The 17,366-nt window shown below is 59.7% G+C and carries 19 protein-coding genes and 1 tRNA gene; 13 read left to right on the top strand and 7 right to left on the bottom strand.

Annotated features, from left to right (window positions below):
• Positions 1–9: 9 nt before the first annotated feature.
• Together nadA and DWV48_RS01915 are read right to left on the bottom strand one after the other, a co-directional pair.
• Positions 10–972 carry a quinolinate synthase NadA gene (gene nadA / locus DWV48_RS01920; RefSeq protein WP_118652890.1) on the bottom strand — a complete coding sequence of 321 codons (963 nt, stop codon included), beginning with the start codon at positions 970–972 and terminating at the stop codon, positions 10–12.
• Positions 973–1,101: 129 nt separating this feature from the next.
• Positions 1,102–1,689, bottom strand: coding sequence for a hypothetical protein (locus tag DWV48_RS01915; protein WP_118652888.1), 588 nt, complete (start codon positions 1,687–1,689; stop codon positions 1,102–1,104).
• Between the two features lie 156 nt (positions 1,690–1,845).
• Here DWV48_RS01915 and trxA point away from each other — a divergent pair, with 156 nt between their 5' ends.
• From trxA to DWV48_RS01900, 3 genes are all read left to right on the top strand, one after another.
• Positions 1,846–2,166, top strand: a complete 321-nt coding sequence (gene trxA, locus DWV48_RS01910) for a thioredoxin (protein ID WP_118652886.1) — start codon at positions 1,846–1,848, stop codon at positions 2,164–2,166.
• 275 nt (positions 2,167–2,441) lie between these two features.
• The gene (locus DWV48_RS01905) at positions 2,442–3,350 is read left to right on the top strand and encodes a peptidoglycan-binding protein (RefSeq protein ID WP_199588837.1); all 909 of its coding nucleotides are present in this window, start codon (positions 2,442–2,444) and stop codon (positions 3,348–3,350) included.
• Positions 3,351–3,394: 44 nt separating this feature from the next.
• Positions 3,395–3,468: transfer RNA gene (locus DWV48_RS01900), tRNA-Gln, on the top strand.
• Between the two features lie 118 nt (positions 3,469–3,586).
• Here DWV48_RS01900 and DWV48_RS01895 read toward each other — a convergent pair.
• From DWV48_RS01895 to DWV48_RS01885, 3 genes are all read right to left on the bottom strand, one after another.
• Positions 3,587–5,266 (bottom strand): carboxylesterase family protein, encoded by a 1,680-nt coding sequence (locus tag DWV48_RS01895; protein ID WP_118652884.1) that lies wholly within the window; start codon positions 5,264–5,266, stop codon positions 3,587–3,589.
• Positions 5,267–5,439: 173 nt separating this feature from the next.
• Entirely contained in the window at positions 5,440–5,742 is a 303-nt protein-coding gene (locus tag DWV48_RS01890) for a PTS sugar transporter subunit IIB (protein WP_118653049.1), read from the bottom strand.
• Positions 5,743–5,841: 99 nt separating this feature from the next.
• Positions 5,842–7,176 (bottom strand): PTS sugar transporter subunit IIC, encoded by a 1,335-nt coding sequence (locus DWV48_RS01885; RefSeq protein WP_199588834.1) that lies wholly within the window; start codon positions 7,174–7,176, stop codon positions 5,842–5,844.
• A gap of 283 nt (positions 7,177–7,459) precedes the next feature.
• On the opposite strand from DWV48_RS01885, the gene DWV48_RS01880 reads away from it, so the two are divergent.
• From DWV48_RS01880 to DWV48_RS01855, 6 genes are read left to right on the top strand one after another with little or no spacing between them, the layout of a single operon-like run.
• On the top strand, positions 7,460–8,593 hold the full coding sequence (locus DWV48_RS01880; protein ID WP_118652882.1) for a hypothetical protein: 1,134 nt from the start codon (positions 7,460–7,462) through the stop codon (positions 8,591–8,593).
• A 27-nt stretch (positions 8,594–8,620) separates the two neighbouring features.
• Positions 8,621–9,376, top strand: coding sequence for a MurR/RpiR family transcriptional regulator (locus DWV48_RS01875; RefSeq protein WP_158574794.1), 756 nt, complete (start codon positions 8,621–8,623; stop codon positions 9,374–9,376).
• Positions 9,377–9,404: 28 nt separating this feature from the next.
• Positions 9,405–9,614 carry a hypothetical protein gene (locus DWV48_RS01870; RefSeq protein WP_118652878.1) on the top strand — a complete coding sequence of 70 codons (210 nt, stop codon included), beginning with the start codon at positions 9,405–9,407 and terminating at the stop codon, positions 9,612–9,614.
• Between the two features lie 27 nt (positions 9,615–9,641).
• Entirely contained in the window at positions 9,642–9,959 is a 318-nt protein-coding gene (locus DWV48_RS01865) for a PTS lactose/cellobiose transporter subunit IIA (RefSeq protein ID WP_118652876.1), read from the top strand.
• Between the two features lie 5 nt (positions 9,960–9,964).
• Positions 9,965–10,873, top strand: a complete 909-nt coding sequence (locus tag DWV48_RS01860) for an AEC family transporter (protein WP_118652874.1) — start codon at positions 9,965–9,967, stop codon at positions 10,871–10,873.
• A 27-nt stretch (positions 10,874–10,900) separates the two neighbouring features.
• Complete coding sequence (locus tag DWV48_RS01855; RefSeq protein WP_118652872.1) at positions 10,901–11,599, top strand: ChbG/HpnK family deacetylase; 699 nt, start codon at positions 10,901–10,903, stop codon at positions 11,597–11,599.
• Between the two features lie 19 nt (positions 11,600–11,618).
• Here DWV48_RS01855 and DWV48_RS01850 read toward each other — a convergent pair whose 3' ends face one another.
• Positions 11,619–12,638 carry a LacI family DNA-binding transcriptional regulator gene (locus DWV48_RS01850; RefSeq protein ID WP_158574793.1) on the bottom strand — a complete coding sequence of 340 codons (1,020 nt, stop codon included), beginning with the start codon at positions 12,636–12,638 and terminating at the stop codon, positions 11,619–11,621.
• Between the two features lie 218 nt (positions 12,639–12,856).
• On the opposite strand from DWV48_RS01850, the gene DWV48_RS01845 reads away from it, so the two are divergent.
• The 4 genes from DWV48_RS01845 to DWV48_RS01830 all read left to right on the top strand — a co-directional run bounded on the left by DWV48_RS01845 (position 12,857) and on the right by DWV48_RS01830 (position 16,382).
• The gene (locus tag DWV48_RS01845; RefSeq protein WP_118652868.1) at positions 12,857–14,242 is read left to right on the top strand and encodes an acyclic terpene utilization AtuA family protein; all 1,386 of its coding nucleotides are present in this window, start codon (positions 12,857–12,859) and stop codon (positions 14,240–14,242) included.
• A gap of 3 nt (positions 14,243–14,245) precedes the next feature.
• Positions 14,246–14,545, top strand: a complete 300-nt coding sequence (locus tag DWV48_RS01840; protein ID WP_118652866.1) for a hypothetical protein — start codon at positions 14,246–14,248, stop codon at positions 14,543–14,545.
• Between the two features lie 2 nt (positions 14,546–14,547).
• On the top strand, positions 14,548–15,492 hold the full coding sequence (locus DWV48_RS01835; RefSeq protein WP_118652864.1) for a 3-hydroxyacyl-CoA dehydrogenase family protein: 945 nt from the start codon (positions 14,548–14,550) through the stop codon (positions 15,490–15,492).
• A 236-nt stretch (positions 15,493–15,728) separates the two neighbouring features.
• Positions 15,729–16,382 (top strand): HAD family hydrolase, encoded by a 654-nt coding sequence (locus DWV48_RS01830; RefSeq protein WP_118652862.1) that lies wholly within the window; start codon positions 15,729–15,731, stop codon positions 16,380–16,382.
• Positions 16,383–16,582: 200 nt separating this feature from the next.
• Here DWV48_RS01830 and DWV48_RS01825 read toward each other — a convergent pair whose 3' ends face one another.
• A complete protein-coding gene (locus tag DWV48_RS01825; protein WP_118652860.1) occupies positions 16,583–17,323 on the bottom strand; it encodes a LytTR family DNA-binding domain-containing protein in 741 nt (246 codons plus the stop codon).
• Between the last annotated feature and the right edge of the window lie 43 nt (positions 17,324–17,366).

Genomic DNA, 17,366 nt, shown 5'->3' with positions numbered 1-17,366 from the left:
TGCCGTCGATTATCGAGCGGCGTACTCGAGCATACGGTCGAGCGTGAGCTGAGCGCGCTTTGCGGAGGCCCCATCCACGCCGATCTCCACGGCACCCGTGCCGAACTCCAAACAATGCAGGAGCTTCTCAAGCGTAATGCCGTCCATATCGCTGCACGTAGGCGGCGTAGACGTAACGTAAAACCTCTTCCCCTGGCCGGCGCATCGACGCTCGAGTTCGTACAGAACCCCTCGAACCGTCACGATAATGAACTCCTGCGCGTCGCTTTGCTCGGCAAACGAGATGATGCCCGCCGTCGAACCAATGTAGTCCGCCTCGTCCAACACGGCGGCGACGCACTCGGGATGAGCGAGCACCAGGGCATTCGGATGCCCCGCCTTGAGCTCGCGCAGCTCGGCCAAGGAAATGGCCTCGTGCCGCGGACAGCACCCGTCATTCAAAATCACGTGCTTCTCGGGCACCTGTTCTGCCACGTAGCGCCCCAAGTTGCGGTCGGGAATGAACAGGATGTGGCGCTGGGGCAGCTCGTGCACGATCTTCACCGCGTTGGAGGAGGTCACGCACACATCGCTCCAGCTCTTGACCTCGATGGTGGAGTTGACGTAGCAAACCACCGCAAGATCGTCACCGTACTCCTCGCGCGCCTTGTCGATCGTCGCACGCTGCACCATGTGGGCCATAGGGCAGTCCGCTGCGGGCTCGGGCATCAACACGGTCTTATCGCGATTGAGGAGCTTCGCGCTCTCCCCCATGAATTCCACGCCGCACAGCACGATCGTCTGTTGAGGGAGTGATTTTGCGAGTTTTGCCAGGTAAAACGAATCACCCACGTAGTCAGCCACCGCCTGGACCTCGGGTTCTACATAATAGTGGGCCAAAATCACCGCGTCACGCTCAGCCTTGAGCGTCTCGATCCGCGCGCGGGTCTCCGCCGTCACCGCGGCGGCGCGCTCAAGCGCGGTGGGTTCCATCGTCGTCTCCGTCATTGAGTCCTCCCGACGAATCAGCTTCCGTTGGGGGAAGTATCCCACTGACCGCCTTTACTGACAAGACAGCTGACAAGACAGTTAATAATGACGAGAAGTCGCCACGGTTCACGGTTAATAGGGGGCTCCCAAGGGAGGGAGCTGCTTGAGATATGCCCACATGCGCTGCTTTTGACGAGGCTCCGTGAGTGCCGCCTCAAAGCCGTCGAGCGCAAGCACGCGCCGCCCCAACACCGGAGCCACCAACCCGGGCTTGAGCATAGCCGTGTCAAAGTCCTCGATGATCGCAAGGGCGTCCGCGTACGCTTCGCGCATCGCATCCGCTGCGGCATCGTCGAGCAAGACGATCGCCTCGGGGTCAAGCGCCTCGAGCGCCTCGCGAAACAATTCAGCGGGCACGGCATCGCCCGGTACGGGGCCGTCGACAATGCCTGGCTCGCCCGCGCCGAACACCGTCGCAAGCGCACAGAAATCCTGCGGTTCCCACCCAATGGCCGGAAGCGCCGCACGGAGCGCCGCGCCGTCTGCGCCGCTCAAGAGGCTTTCGCCCGCCAATTCGTCGGCATTCAGCTCGCCTTTTACCAAAACGACAGGCGAGAACGCATTCCCCGCAATCCGAACGCCACGCGCTTGGAGCGAGCCAAGTTCCTGCTCAACGGCAGCCGCCAGGGCCTCCTTGCGTTCGCCTGTTGTTACCGACATGCGCCCTCACCCCGTCCGCGTTGACCGTCGTCCTACATATTGTAAGAACATTCTACCGCTCGGTGTAACACCAGTACGCTCGTGGGTATAACCACCTCGATTAGACCAACCCTTGCAGCGTCCAACGCTGCGAGACCACCCATACAGGAGGCTCTCATGGCCAATATCATCGAAGCGAATGCAAACACGTTCGACAGCCTGCTCACCAACGAGCTCCCCGTCGTCATCGACTTCTGGGCCCCGTGGTGCGGCCCATGCCGTATGCTCTCCCCCGTGGTCGACGAGATCGCCAACGAGCTTGAGGGCAAGATCGTCGTCGCCAAGTGCAATGTCGATGAGAACCAGGACCTCGCCATGCGCTACGGCGTCATGTCCATCCCCACGGTCGTTATGCTCAAGGGCGGCACAGAGGCCATGCGCTCGGTTGGCGCCATCCCCAAGCCCAAGCTCAAGGCAGATATCGAGGCAAACCTCTAAACGCCTGTTACGTCGCGTCGCACTGCGGCGCGTCAACACACCTTCCCTCTGAGACCGCGCCCGTCCCCCAGGCGCGGTCGTCTTTTTGCATGAGCCGCATCGTCCCATGTATCATCAACACCTCACGAGCCGACCCCAGTGGAACTTGTGCGGACGATACACATCCTTGATACACTATGAATCGTATGCCGCGCGGGCATGTTGCGCTCGCGTGCATGAGATAGCGCCGTCACCGACCAGATGGTGGTGTGCGCCAGGCTTGTTAGGGGATCCGCATGGAATCCATCACACCGGGAATGCAAGGGCCTGCCGTCGAAGACGTTCAAACGCGCCTCGCATCGCTGGGATATGCCATTGATACCGCCGAGACGTCCGCCCAGGAGTACGGCACCACCACCGCAGAGGCGGTGCGTGCCTTCCGCTCCTCCGAAGGCATCGAGACGGGTGACGAGGTCGACGGCACCACATGGAGTGCGCTGGTCGACGCCTCGTACAAACTCGGTGACCGCACGCTCTACCTGCGCCTGCCCAATTTCCACGGCGCGGACGTGCAGGCACTGCAGCGGGCACTCAACACGTTGGGCTTTGCCTGCGGCGTCGACGATGGCTACTTTGGCCCGCACACCGAGGCGGCGCTGCAGCAGTTCCAGGAAAACGTCGGCCTCTTCGCCGATGGCATGGCGTTCCAAGACACGTTTGCCTACGTCAAGCGCCTCCACCATGTCTGGGAGGGCAAGCCCTCAATCGTCGACATCGATGCTGAGGCACGCATGGGCTTCGCACGTGCTGCAAACGTGCTTGAGAACTGCCGCATTGCCATTGGCGGCGAGGACGCGATTGCACGCAACGTCGCCTCGCGCGTGTGGAATATCGCCTCGGCGACCACGGACGGCAGCGGTATCGTCCTGTACGACAGCGAGGCACCGCACGACGTCGACCTCATCGTCGAGGTCGCTTCTGACGAGCTTCCCGAAGACGCAGAGCCCCGTGCGACCATTGCTCTCGCCGAATGCCAGAATCTTCCCCTTCGCATAAAGACCGCTCTGGCGGCGGCCAAAACCAAACCTGTGATCCTGCGAATCGAGCTCACGGGCATCACCGGTTATGGCATGTTCACTGCAAGCGATGCGCAAACCTTGGCGGTCCGCCTCCTCGACGGTTTGTGCGATGCATTGAGCGCCTAGGTACGCTACACTATGACGGTCGCGCGTTTGCGCGGTCGATGCATTGGGGTATCGTCCAGCGGCAGGACCCTGGTTTTTGGTACCAGTTACGGGGGTTCGAATCCCTCTACCCCAGCCATTGAATACAGCAGGCCGGAGCAGATAATTGCTCCGGCCTGTTTACTTACGTGTTCAATGACGAACGCACAGTGGATTCTTCTTATCCTTTTCTACAAAGACTTCGAAGGCACCTGTTATTACGCTGATCGGTTTCCCGCATAGTACCCATCAAGGTCTTTGCTAAACCAACGCCCATTCATCACATTTTTCGCAACTAGGCTTTTTATCTCATCGCTTACCGTTGTATCCAACTCCATGCGCTCGATGATATCGCCATAGGTAGTAGTCTTATCAAGGCTCTTCACCACTGCACCTTCTGCATCCGCGTCAAAGCACAGGGATTCATGGCAATCGCTGCTCCAAGCCACCCACTCTTCGAGCTCCTCGGAATTCGGGTCTCCCGTCTTCAAATAGTTTGCGATGTAGCTCCTGAATACTTCCGCCATTGCCTGGTAGCTCTCACTTTCGAACACGCCTGGGAGCATCGAGGTATAGGAATTAGTCGAGGACAGCATGGGAATAAAGATGCCATGGAACGCGCCGTAACCGCTGAGTTCATCCTTCATCTTTGACGCATCATCGCCATAGTTCACCTCGCATACGTATATCGGCTGCTCACATCCACTCATCATCGTGTTTGCGCTTTCTTGCGCGTTGAAGATGCGATACATCTCGTTCCCATATGTGCAAGAGAAGTTCTTTGCCGCAGTCAGTTCGTCATCTGAGAGCCCTGCCGCTTCTTCACCCTGCCACCACGAATCTCCATTGGAGAATAGTCCGAACTCCGAAGAACCCGTCAACATAATCACGGGCACATCGTTGTACAACGCTCCATCAAATCCTCCCCTTGGAAGGGCCACACCATCTTCGTACAAATGAGGGAACACGCTCATCCGGATACTGGCATTCGCCATGAGAAGTGCCAGACGCTCCGCTTCCAGCCCGCGCACGTATGCTTCGACCTCATTGTCATTCGCAAGAAGCCACGCCACCGCCTCTTCCGATGTGTCGGCGATTCCATCCTCAAGCGCAAGAGGCGCCAATGCCCGGGCCACTCGCACAGAGGCGGCAGACTCATCACATGTCGTCATACCGCCGCTAAAGACGATCGCACGTTTAAAAGCTCCTTCAAACAAAGGGCTGATAAGCATCGCCATAACGTCTCGGCCTCCCGCCGAGAAACCCGCTATCGTAATATTCTCTGGGTCGCCACCGAACACGGAGATGTTCTCCGCAACCCAATCAAGAGCCATTTTAATATCGAGCAGCGCATAGTTACCCGTAGCGTCATCGTCGCTCTGTAGCGCCGGAAGACAATTGAATCCAAAGAGACCCAGTCGATAGTTTAAGGAGACATACACACAGTCGAGCGTACTCACCAGCTCGTTTCCAATAAGCTCCCGAGCATCACCAGTCTGATTGTTGCCACCATGAATATAAACAAGAACCGGTTTTCCACCCTCACCGTCACGAGCTGTCACGGTCAGGTTAAGGCAGTCTTCAGAGCCAATAACCTTTCCGCCGGAATACTGGAGCGACCTCTCGCCCATTTTGCTGCAGTCAAGCTCGTCCGTCCACGCAGCACGGGTTTTTGGAGCACTCCAACGCAAGTCACCAATCGGTACCTCGCCATACGGAATTCCGTACCACGAGAACACTCCATCAGCAACTTCAGACCCCTTGACCGAACCTGCGCTCACCGTGGCGCGCGCACCATCAAACTTCACACCACTTGCCTCAGAAGACAACCCGCCTTTGGTAATATCGTCACCCGTGCACGCCGAAAGGCCTGCAGAAGTCGCCGCCGCAGCCACCATCGCACACAACCCCCCTACGACTTACGTTCTTGCCCATTAAGGTAGTACCTCCCATGGCACCGATCCGGCACCGTTTCCGTTTTCGCTTATTTGGCTTGATCCCCTAATAAAAAGGCGGCCAGTGGTATCTCGTAGGCCGCCAAATCAAAGTCATATATACGATATCGCTCGTCTTAATCCCCAAGGGCCTTCTTGACCTGGGCAATGACGGCCTCGCCGTTCATCATGCCGTAGGCCATCATGTCGATCGCCTCGACCTTCTTGTCGGACAGCAGACCCTGGATACGCGCCAACTCAAATCGAACCTGCGGGCCAAGCAGGACAATATCGGCGTCCTTGCCGTACGTGTCGGCCTCCGCAATGGGGTGAGCCGCAATCGTTGCCTCATAGCCGGCGGCGTCGGCAGCTTCCTGCATCTTGGTCACGAGCAGGCTCGTAGACATGCCGGCAGCACAGAACAAAACGATGTTACGCATGATGGTTTCCTCTCTGGCAATGTGGGGCACGGGCATCCCGCGCCCCACACATGTGATACGGGTTCGGTCAATACACCGGACACGAACCGAACGACTGGCTTAGGCAGCGAGCTTCTCCTGAGCAGTCTCGGCCTCGACGAGCGTCTTGTCATACGCCTTGATGAACGGCAGGCACACCAGGACATCGACCGCGAGCAGCACGAAGTACAGAACGATGGTCTTGGGGTCCATAGTGGCGAGGAACGCCTGCAGCGGGCCGGGGACCGTGAAGGGTAGCGTGATGTAGAAGCGACCCAGGATGCCAGCATCGGCAAGCAGATAGTACGTAGAGAAGTTGATGATCGAGCAGATGAGCAGCGGCACGTACGTGAAGACGTTCAGCACCGTGGGCATACCGAAGATCATGGGCTCGTTGATGTTGAACACACAGGGAACGGATGCGACCTTGGCGACGCTCTTGAGCTGGGAGCTCTTGCAGAAGAACAGCACGACGAGCAGGATGGCGAAGTAGGTGATCCAGTTGCCGAACACGCTGTTAACCGCGCCGGAGAAGATGTAGGGCAGGGGCTGATTCGCCTGATAGGCCTCAAGGTTGGCGGCGAGGGCTGCCGTGGTGATGGGGCTCGTGACAACGCTGACCATGTTGGCACCGTGGATGCCGAAGAACCAGAAGGTAGTCATGATGACGTTGATGAGCAGAACGGAAGGAAGGCTACCGGTTGCGGAAAGCAGCGGCTGGAAGATGGTGTACACGAGCGAGGTGATACCCGCGCCAGTGACCGCGGTGCACAGGACGTTGAGGAGCGTGAACCCGACGACGCTGAACGTCATGGGAATCAATACGTTGAACGGGGCGGCAACGTTGGGCGGAACGGATGCGGGCAGCTTGATGCTGATGTTGTGCTTGATGCACTGGTGGTTGATCTCAACAACCAGCAAACCGATCATCATGGCGCCGAACATATAAGAGGCACCGAGCTTGGAAATGGAGATGGAGACCGTCTCAAGGTCGACGGCGTCGCTCACGCATAGGAACACCAACAAGGCGCAGAGCATGTTGTTGACGCCATCCATCTTGTACGTCTGGGCGAGCTGGTAGGCCACGCCGCACACAACGAACACTGAGATAATGCCGATCGTCATGTGATAGGGAATCATGAGAACCGACGCATTCGCCGCAGCCCATGCCTGCCAGGCAAGCAGGAAGTCGGCGAAGATGTTGCCGCCCGTGAGCCCAACCGGCGCAGGAGGAACGGCGAGCAGGCAGGCGAAACCGCCGATGATGGTAATGGGGATCATGACGGTCATGCCGTCGCGGATGGCAGCCAGATACTTCTGCTGCGAGATCTTCATGCCGATGGGCACGATGGTGCGTTCCATGACTGCCTGGAACTTATCCATGATGGACTGCTTTGGTGCAGTGGCCTCACTCATGGTGGACCTTCCTTCCTCTCGTTACTGCAAACGATGTGGGCGCACGGCCAGTACGTGAGTCGAATGTATACGAACTTGAATGACCATTCAACACTTTTACCGTTTACCGGAATTTCCATTCGGTAAACGGTAAATGGTAATTCATGTAGTACGATGTCCTCATCATACAGGTTTCAATGGTAAGAAGCTGGTAACTATGTATATCGGATTCGATAAAGTAGATATCACCCCACAGCGTCCATGCTATATGGCTGGCTATAATCGCCCAGGAATGAATGAATCAGTGCTTGATTCCATTCAGATTAATTCACTATGTCTCTCCATCGACAACGAGACCTTCGTTCTCGTCGTCCTTGACTCCATCATGCTCGACCCCGTGTTCTGCAACCGAGTAAAGGCGGGAATCACCTCGCGCACGGGCATCCACCCCTCACACATCACCGTGGCGTGCATTCACACGCACTCCGCCCCGGCGTATTTCAAACTCGCCTTTGAGGACACCCATGTCGAACCCGAACTCACCGCGGACGCTGAGCGCCGCATGATCGAGAGCGCCTGCCGTGCACACGCGCATATGCAGCCCGCCACCTGCACCTTCGAGAAGATGCTCGTCGACGGCCTCTACGGCAACCGCAACGTCCGGGGGGGTGTCGAGGACAAGCACTGCTACCTCATCGCCTTCCAAGGCGAGGACGGCACGCCCCTCGGAGCGTTCTTCAACGTCTCGGCGCACCCCACCATCCTCAACGGAAGCAGCACCGCGCTTTCCGCCGACCTTATCGGCCAAGTCCGTTTGAGGCTCGAGGATGCCCTTGGTTGCCAGGTGTTGTGCACCAACGGAACGTGCGGGGATGTGTCAACGCGCTTTTACCGCAAGTCATCGGGCATAGACGAGCTTAACGAGACCGCCGATGCCCTCTTTGATCAGGTCATGGTCAAGAAGACGCCCGTCGAATTGCACACGTGGACGCCCCGGTGCGGAAGCGTCAGTCGTCCCACCACCTATGATGCCCGCACCGATCGCGACTGGGCAGAAATGACCGCTCGCATTCAAGGAGACCTGGCCTCACCCGAGCCCCAGGCCATGTCCGCATTCCTGATGGACCGCCAACAGCGCAAGCTCGAGATGAGCCCCGTGTCGCTCGAACTTACGAGCCAGTTCTACTCATTCGGTACCCTCATCGTCGTCACCATGCCGGGTGACGTGTGCAGCGAACTCGGCCGCCGCATCAAAGCGGCATTCCCGCATCACGAGGTCATCATCATCGGCTACGCCAACACCTACTGCAACTATCTCGTCCCCAACTGCGACTACGGCAAGTACTTCGAGACGTTCAACTCCCGCACCGCGCGCGGCGAGGCGGACGCCTTCGTTCAGTCGGTAATTGGTAGTATTGAGTCCATGATTGCTGAATAGCCATTCGGTATGACTGGAGGACTCACTATGAACCCATTCGAGCAGATGCAGATTAAACAGGGTGCGTTCACCGCAACGGATCAACAGGTGTACGAGGCGTTCATCAATAACGTCGACGCCGTCCTGCGCGCTTCGGCGACCTCCCTTGCCGAGGACTTCGGCATCTCCCAGCCGGCGATCACGCGCTTTTGCCAAAAACTCGGATACCGGGGGTTCTCCGATTTCCGGTCCGCCGTGTACCAGCACCACAAGTCAGCTGGCGAGAGCAGCTCGCCGTCTACGGCAATCGAATGGTACTGCAAGCTCCTCCAGCTCATACCCGCCGCTATGGAAGACGCCGATATGAGTTTGCTCGTCGAGCGCCTCACGACGTCGCGGCGCATCGTCACCACCGGCTTCCACAAGAGCGCCCTGTCCGCCCAGCTTCTGAACTTCAACCTCCTCAAGCTCGGCATCATCTCGAGCTTTGCGCCCTATGACCAGCTTTCCGTCGAACAGGGCATCACCGATGAGGACACCCTGGTCATCTTCTCCGCAGGCAGCAGGGTTTACAAAGATATTCTCGATGCCTTGGCCGATACCTCCGACGAGCGGAAACCGCATATCGTCCTCATCACCATGAGTCGGAAGAACCCGCTCAACGCGAAGGTCAGCCAGGTCGTCTGGCTCCCCAATTATCAGAACCAGAACTACAGCCAATACCTCGAGACGCAAGTCTCGTTCATGGTGTTCATCGATCTACTCACCAGCGCCCTCGCGCAGCGCACCTCCCAACAGTCTTAACACCGCGATCGAATAGAAAGGACCCATCATGATCGCCATCAACTGCACCATGTACCACGACAAGCTCAAAGAGTACGTCACCGCCGTGGAAGACCCCACGTGCACGTTCGTCAGCGAGACTCCCATGGAGATGTTTTTTGAGACGACCGACGACGAGCGCGCGCTCACCGTCGTCAAGGCGGCGCTCAAGGCAACCCCAGAATTCAAGGCTGTCTACTTCCAAATCCACGCTAAATAGCAACCAGCCCAACGAACAGGAGTATCCATGAGTCCCGAAGTCGAACAGGCAAGTTTCCAGATCATCGCCTCCGTTGGTGCCGCGCGCTCAAACTACGTCGAGGCCATCCACCGCGCCAAGGAAGGCGATTTCGATGGTGCCGAGCAGTTGATTGCCGAGGGCCAGCAGCTCTTCACCGCCGGTCACGACGCCCACTTCTCCCTCATCCAGAAGGAGGCCGCCGGCGAGCAGTCCGAATTCGCCCTGATCCTCATGCACGCCGAAGATCAGCTCATGAGCGCCGAGGCCTTTGGCATCCTCGCCAAGGAGTTTATCTCCGTATACCAGGCTATAGCCGAGAAATAGGACCCATGAGCATCGCCGCAACACTGGCCTCTCAGTGCCTTGTCATGTTCGCCGTCATGGGGCTCGGCTGCCTGCTGGTGAAGCTTGGCATGCTTAGCCCCACCACCACGCGCGAACTCGGCTCATTGCTTCTCAATGTCGTGTTCCCCGTTGTGATCGTCCGCTCGTTTTGGGGCATGTACACACCCGAGCGCCTTGAAAACCTCGTGTTCACCATGGTGCTTTCCGCCCTCGCACTCGGACTGGCAATGCTCATCGCGCGGCTGGTGTTCCCCCGCGACGGCGTTCTTGAGTTCGCCGCTGCGTTTTCCAACGCCGGGTTCATTGGGATTCCCCTCGTTCAAGCAGCATTTGGAGCCGAGGCAGTGTTCTTCATCGCGCCTTTCATCGCGGCCCTCAATGTCTTGCAGTGGACATACGGGCGGTGGCGCATCTCCGGCTCCACTGAGAGCATCAGCATGCGTTCCGTCCTGAGCAGCCCCATGCTCATCGCACTCATCCTCGGGACCGTGCTGTTCTTGGTTCGCATGCCCATTCCCCCCATTGCCCAAACCCTCATGGGGACTATCGCCAACCTCAACTCTCCGCTCGCGATGCTGATTCTTGGCTCGTATCTGGCCAATGCAGACCTGCGCACCCTACTCACCACGCCCAAAGCTTATCAGGCAAGCGTGGCGCGCCTCGTGCTCATCCCCTTGGTATCCATTGCCCTCTTTGCCGTCATCCCCGGGGCGCGCGAGGTCAAACTTGCAATCCTCATCGCGGCCGCAGCGCCCGTAGGCTCCAACGTCTCCGTCTTTTGCCAACAGCTCGGACAGGACACCAATAAGCCCAGCATCACGGTCTGTCTTTCTACCCTGCTCTCTCTGGTAACGCTGCCCCTCATCAGTGCGCTGGCGACCGCCGTTCTTTAATCCACACGTCCCCTGCTTGGAGGCCCCATGCGATTCGTTGTAAATGGAGATGACCTTGGCTACACCAAGGCGAATACGCTTGGCATCATCGAGGCATACGAGCGTGGCATCCTCCGCTCAACCACCGCGCTCATGAACGCCAAGGACATCGACTTCGCACGGCAAGCGGTGGAAGGCCTGGACGGCCTGGGCATCGGCGTTCACCTCACGCTCACCCTGGGCAGCCCCCTCACCGCTGGACGCAGCATCACGGCCCCTGGCGGTACGTTCTATGGACGCAAGGAGCTCTACAGCCGCGTGGATGACCTCGACGCCGAAGACGTCCGACGTGAGTTCAAGGCCCAGATCGAGTCCTTCTGCGATGTCTTTGGACATGCGCCCACGCATATCGACTCACACCATGGCGTGCACGATATGTCTCCCGCCATCCTCGATGTCACGCGCGGCCTTGCGCGCGAGTACGGCCTCGAAATGCGCCGGTACGGGCGCTTTGCGTATGTGAGCGGATTCTTTGGGCCAACCGCCACAGCCGAGACGCTGATATCGATCATGCAGGAACATCTCGACGAGGATATCGAGCTCATGTGCCATCCCGGCTACTGCGACCTCGACCTCTACCGGGCAAGCTCGTACAACCTGGATCGCGTGCGTGAGCTCGATGCCCTATGCGATCCGGCAGTGATTGCATTTGCAGAAGAACACAGCATCGAGCTCACACACTACTAGCGCCTCAATCGCGGCGGCGCTACATGGACGCGCGAACGCACAGGCGCGCGGATATGCGGCGCACACGCGCCTCGTCCGCGGGGGGCGCAAAGCCAACCGCGTCCCCCAAAAGCTCGAGGCAGTGCCCTGCCATCTCCTCCATGGGAATCGAGACGCACGTCAAAGGCGGACACGTATGCTCGGCGTATTCCACGGCACCATTGCCCACGGAGATGACTCCCATATCGTTGGGGACGCGAATGCCGAGCTCCCAGCACCGGTGCAGCACGCCCATGGCGACCGCATCGCTGGGAGCGAACAGGCACGACACCGCACCTGGCGCGATACCCGCAAGCGCTTTATAGCCGCCTTGTGCGGAGTTCTCGTCAACTGCCATGTCGATCACCTCATGGCCCGCATCTCGCAGGCCTGCGCAAAACGCCTCTTCGCGTATGAGCATGCCCTCAAAGGCTGCAGGTGCTCGCAGGCAAGCCACGGGACGACGACCGCCATCGCCCCGACCGCCCAACCACGCAGCGGCTCTCTTCGCCGCCATCGCCCCAACTTCCGCATCGTCAACCACAACCGAGGCGTAGCCCTCAAGTTCGCGGTTGTAGAGGACCATAGGTGCCAAGGGCTTCATCTCTGCCAGGAACGCAAGGTCGTCGGGCGACGCGTTCGCGATGATGGCGGCGTCGAACGTCGGCGCACCGCACAGGGCACCAACGCGAGACAGCTCTCCGTTGCGGTACGTCTCGACACCAACATCGAGTTCTACACCACATTGCTCGAGCTTCGCATGAAGCCCCTTAAGGAAGCGGGCAAGCATGATCTCGCGGAAGTCATCCGCCCAAAAAACTGTGAGCTGGCGGCGCTCCTTGCCGCCCCGGAGCTTGCGGGCCGCAACACTTGGGCGATACCCAACCTCACGCATCGCATCCAGCACGCGCTCTTGCGTGACCTGTGAAATGTTGCGCTGTTTGGCGCGGCCGTTTGCGACGATGGAGACCGTCGAGAGCGAGACCCCCGCCAATGCGGCGACGTCTTTTATCGTGGCCATTCCCATTCCCCCATATGCACGGCACGTGCGGGCTCGACACCGCGCATGCAGACGATTTTGCTTAAAAAATCCTAGCACAACCGCTTGACACTGATAGGTACAACGTTCTACTATCCTCGTAGGGTACAACGTTGTACTTACGTGGTACCGGCACATTCACGGGAGGCCGGCCAGTACTCCCATCCTCCTTTGGCCCGCAATGCGAAAGGACGCCAAACATGAGAACTATCCGCATCGGCTCGGGCGCGGGATACGGTGGCGACCGTATCGAACCCGCCATCGACCTCATCCGCCGCGGTGACCTCGACTACATCATCTTCGAGTGCCTCGCGGAGCGCACAGTCTCCATCGCCCAGACCAGGCGCCGCCAAAATCCCGAGCTTGGCTACAATGACCTGTTCGATTACCGCTTCACGCGCATCCTCGACGCCCTCGTCGACTTGCGCGCCGAAACCAAGCGAGCCCCGCGCATCGTGACGAACATGGGTGCGGCGAACCCCACGGCCGCGGCGAAACGCTGCCTCGCTATGGCACGCGAGCGCGACCTCACCGGCCTCAAAATCGTATGCGTCACCGGCGACGACAAGACCGATGAGCTCGACCACTACCTGGGCATGACCACCATTGAGACGGGCGCGCCGCTGTCCGACATCGACGGCGAGGTCCTGTCCGCCAACGGTTACATCGGCTGCGCTGGTATTGTCGAGGCGCTCGACCGTGGCGCCGACATTGTCATCACCGGACGCGTGGCGGACCCCTCGCTCGCGCTCGGCCCCCTGGTGCACGAATTCGGCTGGAGCATGGACGACTACACTCGTCTTGGGCGGGGCACATGGGTCGGTCACCTGCTCGAATGCGCCGGTCAGGTCTGCGGCGGGTACTTCGCCGATCCCGGCCACAAGGAAGTGCCCGACCTGTGGAACCTCGGCTTCCCCATCATCGAGGTCGATGAGGAGGGCAACGGCGTGATCACAAAGCTGCCCGGCACGGGTGGCCTCGTCAGCGTCGCGACGGTCCAAGAGCAGACCCTCTACGAGATCCAGAACCCCCACACCTACTTCACGCCCGATGTCGTGGCAGACTTCTCCCAGGTCCGCATCGAGCAAGAGGCCGAGAACCGCGTCAAGATCCACGGGGCAGACGGAGCCGCACCCAACGGCTTCTTCAAGACGAGCGTTGGCTACCACGATTGCTTCATCGGCGAGGGGCAGATCAGCTACGGCGGCGAGAACGCGCTCGCCAAGGCGGAGCTCGCACGTGATGTACTCGAGCACCGCTTTGAGATCATCGGGCTTGAAGCCGAGGAAGTCCGCTTCGATTACATCGGGTTCAACTCCCTGTATGGCGATGCAATCTCCCATGCCATCCGCGAGACGTCCGGCCCTGGAGTCGGCGCCCCCATTGAGATCCGCCTCCGCGTTGCAGCTCGCACCAAGACTGCCGAGATGGCACATGAGGTTGGTCGCGAGGTCGAGGCGCTCTACACCAACGGCCCCGCCGGTGGCGGCGGTGCCACAGCCAGCGTACGTGACATCATCTCCATCGCGAGCATTCTCATTCCGTCTTCGGACTTCACCATCGGCGTCGAGCTTCTGGAGGCATAGACGATGAAACTCAAGGAAATCGCCCACTCCCGCACGGGCGACAAGGGCAATGTCTCGGTCATATCGGTCATCGCCTACGACCCAGCGGACTATGCGCTCCTCGAGGAGAAGATCACCGCCGAGCGTGTCGCCTCTTGGTTTGGAGAGCTCGTGCACGGAGAGGTAACCCGTTACGAGATCCCAAGCATCGCAGCGCTGAATTTCGAGCTCAAAGCAGCTCTTGGTGGCGGCGTGACCCGCTCGCTCGCCCTCGACATGCATGGAAAGTCCCTAGGGAGCGCCCTGCTCGAGATGGAGGTCTAACTATGAAGGTTCAAGATATCGAGCGCATCGTGGTTGCCGGCGCGGGAACGATGGGCTATTCCATGGCGCAGATCTTCGCGCGCTACGGCTACCAGGTCACCATCTACGACCTCGCTCAAGCGGCACTCGATAACGCCGCGACGCGCATCGCGCAGGGCACGGACAACCTCGTTGCGGATGGCGATATCACCCGCGACGAAGGCGATGAGCTGCTGGAACGTATCGCATATACCTGCGAGAAAGATAGCTTTGGCACCTGCGACCTCATGGTCGAGAGCATCGTGGAGCGCCTCGATGTGAAGACGTCCTTCTACCGGGAAATCTCCGAACTCGCTCGTCCCGACGCGATTCTCGCCACCAACACCTCGGGCCTCTCCATCAACGAGCTCGCGGCGGCGGTGAAACTGCCCCAGCGGTTTATCGGCATGCACTGGTTCAACCCCTCCCATATCATCCCGCTTATCGAAATCGTCCGCGGCGACGAGACTTCCAATGAGACCGCCGATATCGTGCGCGATCTGGCGCACGCGATTGGCAAGAAGCCCGTCGTGGTGCAGAAGGACGTGCCCGGCTTCGTGGCGAACCGCATTCAATTCGCGGTGCTGCGCGAGGCCCTGCACCTTGTGGAGACCGGCGTGGTCGATGCGCAGGGCGTCGATGACATCATGCGCTATGGCCTCGGTCTGCGCTATGCGTGCCTGGGACCGCTGCAGATCGCCGACTTCGGCGGGCTCGACACCTTCCACCACATCGCGTCGTACCTCAATGCGGACCTTTGCAATGCCGCAGAGCCCTCTCCCCTTCTCGCCCAGTTGTTCGACGAAGGAGCCTACGGCGTGAAGACCCAGCGCGGGTTCTATGACTACACTCAGGGTCGCGACGTTGAGGCCACGCGCGAGCGCGACGAGGCGTACCTCGCCGTGGCGAAGGCCCTCGGAGAACTGTAGCCTCTCCGCGCTGCACCCCCGCTCAGAGCCCCTGCACATCGACCTCCGCGTACACGGTGCAAGCGCTTCGCGCTTTCAAGGCTCCGTCCCGCCGCCGCGCGCAACCCCTCCAAGGTGCGACGTCGCAGACCCCCACAACAACCCCGTCCCCTCCTATACGTCCCGGCACCATCCCCCAAGGTACCGGGACGTTGCGCTATGATGGCTGCGCAATCAACCGAGAGGAAGGCCCGCCCATGGCATTCACCCACGTGATCTTCGACCTGGATGGCACGCTGCTCAACACGCTCGATGACCTCACCGCAGCGGGCAACCATATGTGCGAGCTGCACGGCTGGCCCACCTTCACCGCTGACGAGTTCCGATTCAAAGTGGGCAACGGACAGCCCAAACTCATCGAGCGGCTCATACCCGCCGAGTTCGCGGGGGACGGACGCATCTTTGAACAGGCGCTCTCCGAGTTCCGCACGTACTACAGTGCCCACAAGCAGGACCGCACGGCCCCCTACAGCGGCATTATGGAGATGCTCGACGCCCTCTTGGATGCCGGCGTGACGCTCGGCGTCCTCTCAAACAAGGACCATGCCGCCACCACTCCGCTCGTTGCCCAGTACTTTGGAGACCGCTTCGCCGTCGCGCAGGGGCGCGTGGATGCGTTCCCGCCCAAGCCTGCCGCCCCCATCACGCTCCATGTGCTCGAACTGCTCAGTGCCGACCCCGCCTCCACGCTCTACGTGGGTGACTCCAATGTGGATATCGCCTGTGGACACAACGCCGGCTTGCGCTCTTGCGGCGTTGCCTGGGGATTCCGCGGACGCGCCGAACTCGAGGCGGCGGGGGCCGACTACGTGATTGACGACCCACGCGAACTCATCGACATCGTTCTCTAATGGCTGCCACAGCACGAGCACAGCGCGATTCGATTGCTGCTGCCGCAAATCGGGCGAAAATGTAACGAAAAACCAAGGGAGCCAAGTAGACCCTCTAAAACGCCGACGTTTTCCCTGATAAAACTCTTTACTTTTCCCGTCTACTCAAGGCATCCGGAAATTCGTTACAAAATCGCCCGATTCCTGGCATCAAGGAGCATTTACGCCAAACCGAGCTGCCGCTTCACACCCGCGGCGCGGCGGCGACTCACCGGGACGCACGCCCCCGTGCGCTCGAGCGTGAGTTGGATAAGGCCGCTTGGCTTGAGAACCTCGATGTCACGAACGTCGTCGATGTTCACCAGGAAGCTGCGGTGCACACGCAGGAAGCCCTCAGACGCCAGGCGGCGCTCCAACACCGATATCGATTCGTTGACCAAATAGCCCCCTACTTGCGTGTGCGCAACGGCGTAATCGGCCTTTGCTTCGATGTAGGCGATCTCCCCCACGGGAATATACGAGCGTTTCCCATTGCGCTCCCCTTGAATACGGCGGACAGGCTCGGCAGCCGCAGCGGGTTTGCGTGCCGCAATGGTAGCCTCAACCTTGTCGAGCGCTTTCTCCAAACGGGCCTGCTCAACGGGTTTGAGCACGTAATCAGCGGCATCGAGCTCAAATGCCTCGGCGGCGTACTCGGAAAACGCCGTTACGAAGACGATTGCCGGCGGGTGCTTGAGGTTGTGCAGGCTGTCGGCGAGCTGCACGCCACTCGTGCCGGGCATCTGGATGTCCAAGAACAGTACATCCGGACGGAACGACAGGATCTTTTCAACCGCCGCCGTCGCTCCGCCCGCTTCTTCCACCGCGCCCACACGGGCATCTTGCGTAAGCAGGTAGTTGAGCTCTGCACGAATCGGCGGTTCATCATCCACAATTAGCACGCGCCAGTTTTGCCCAGCCATGCGAACTCCCTTTCTGCTGCCCGGGCATGCGCCCGAACTCATA

It is taken from the genome of Collinsella sp. AF08-23, from assembly GCF_003479805.1.
Taxonomy (GTDB): domain Bacteria; phylum Actinomycetota; class Coriobacteriia; order Coriobacteriales; family Coriobacteriaceae; genus Collinsella.
Note: the sequence above shows the minus strand (reverse complement) of the source record. Positions and strands in the feature narration are given on the sequence as shown.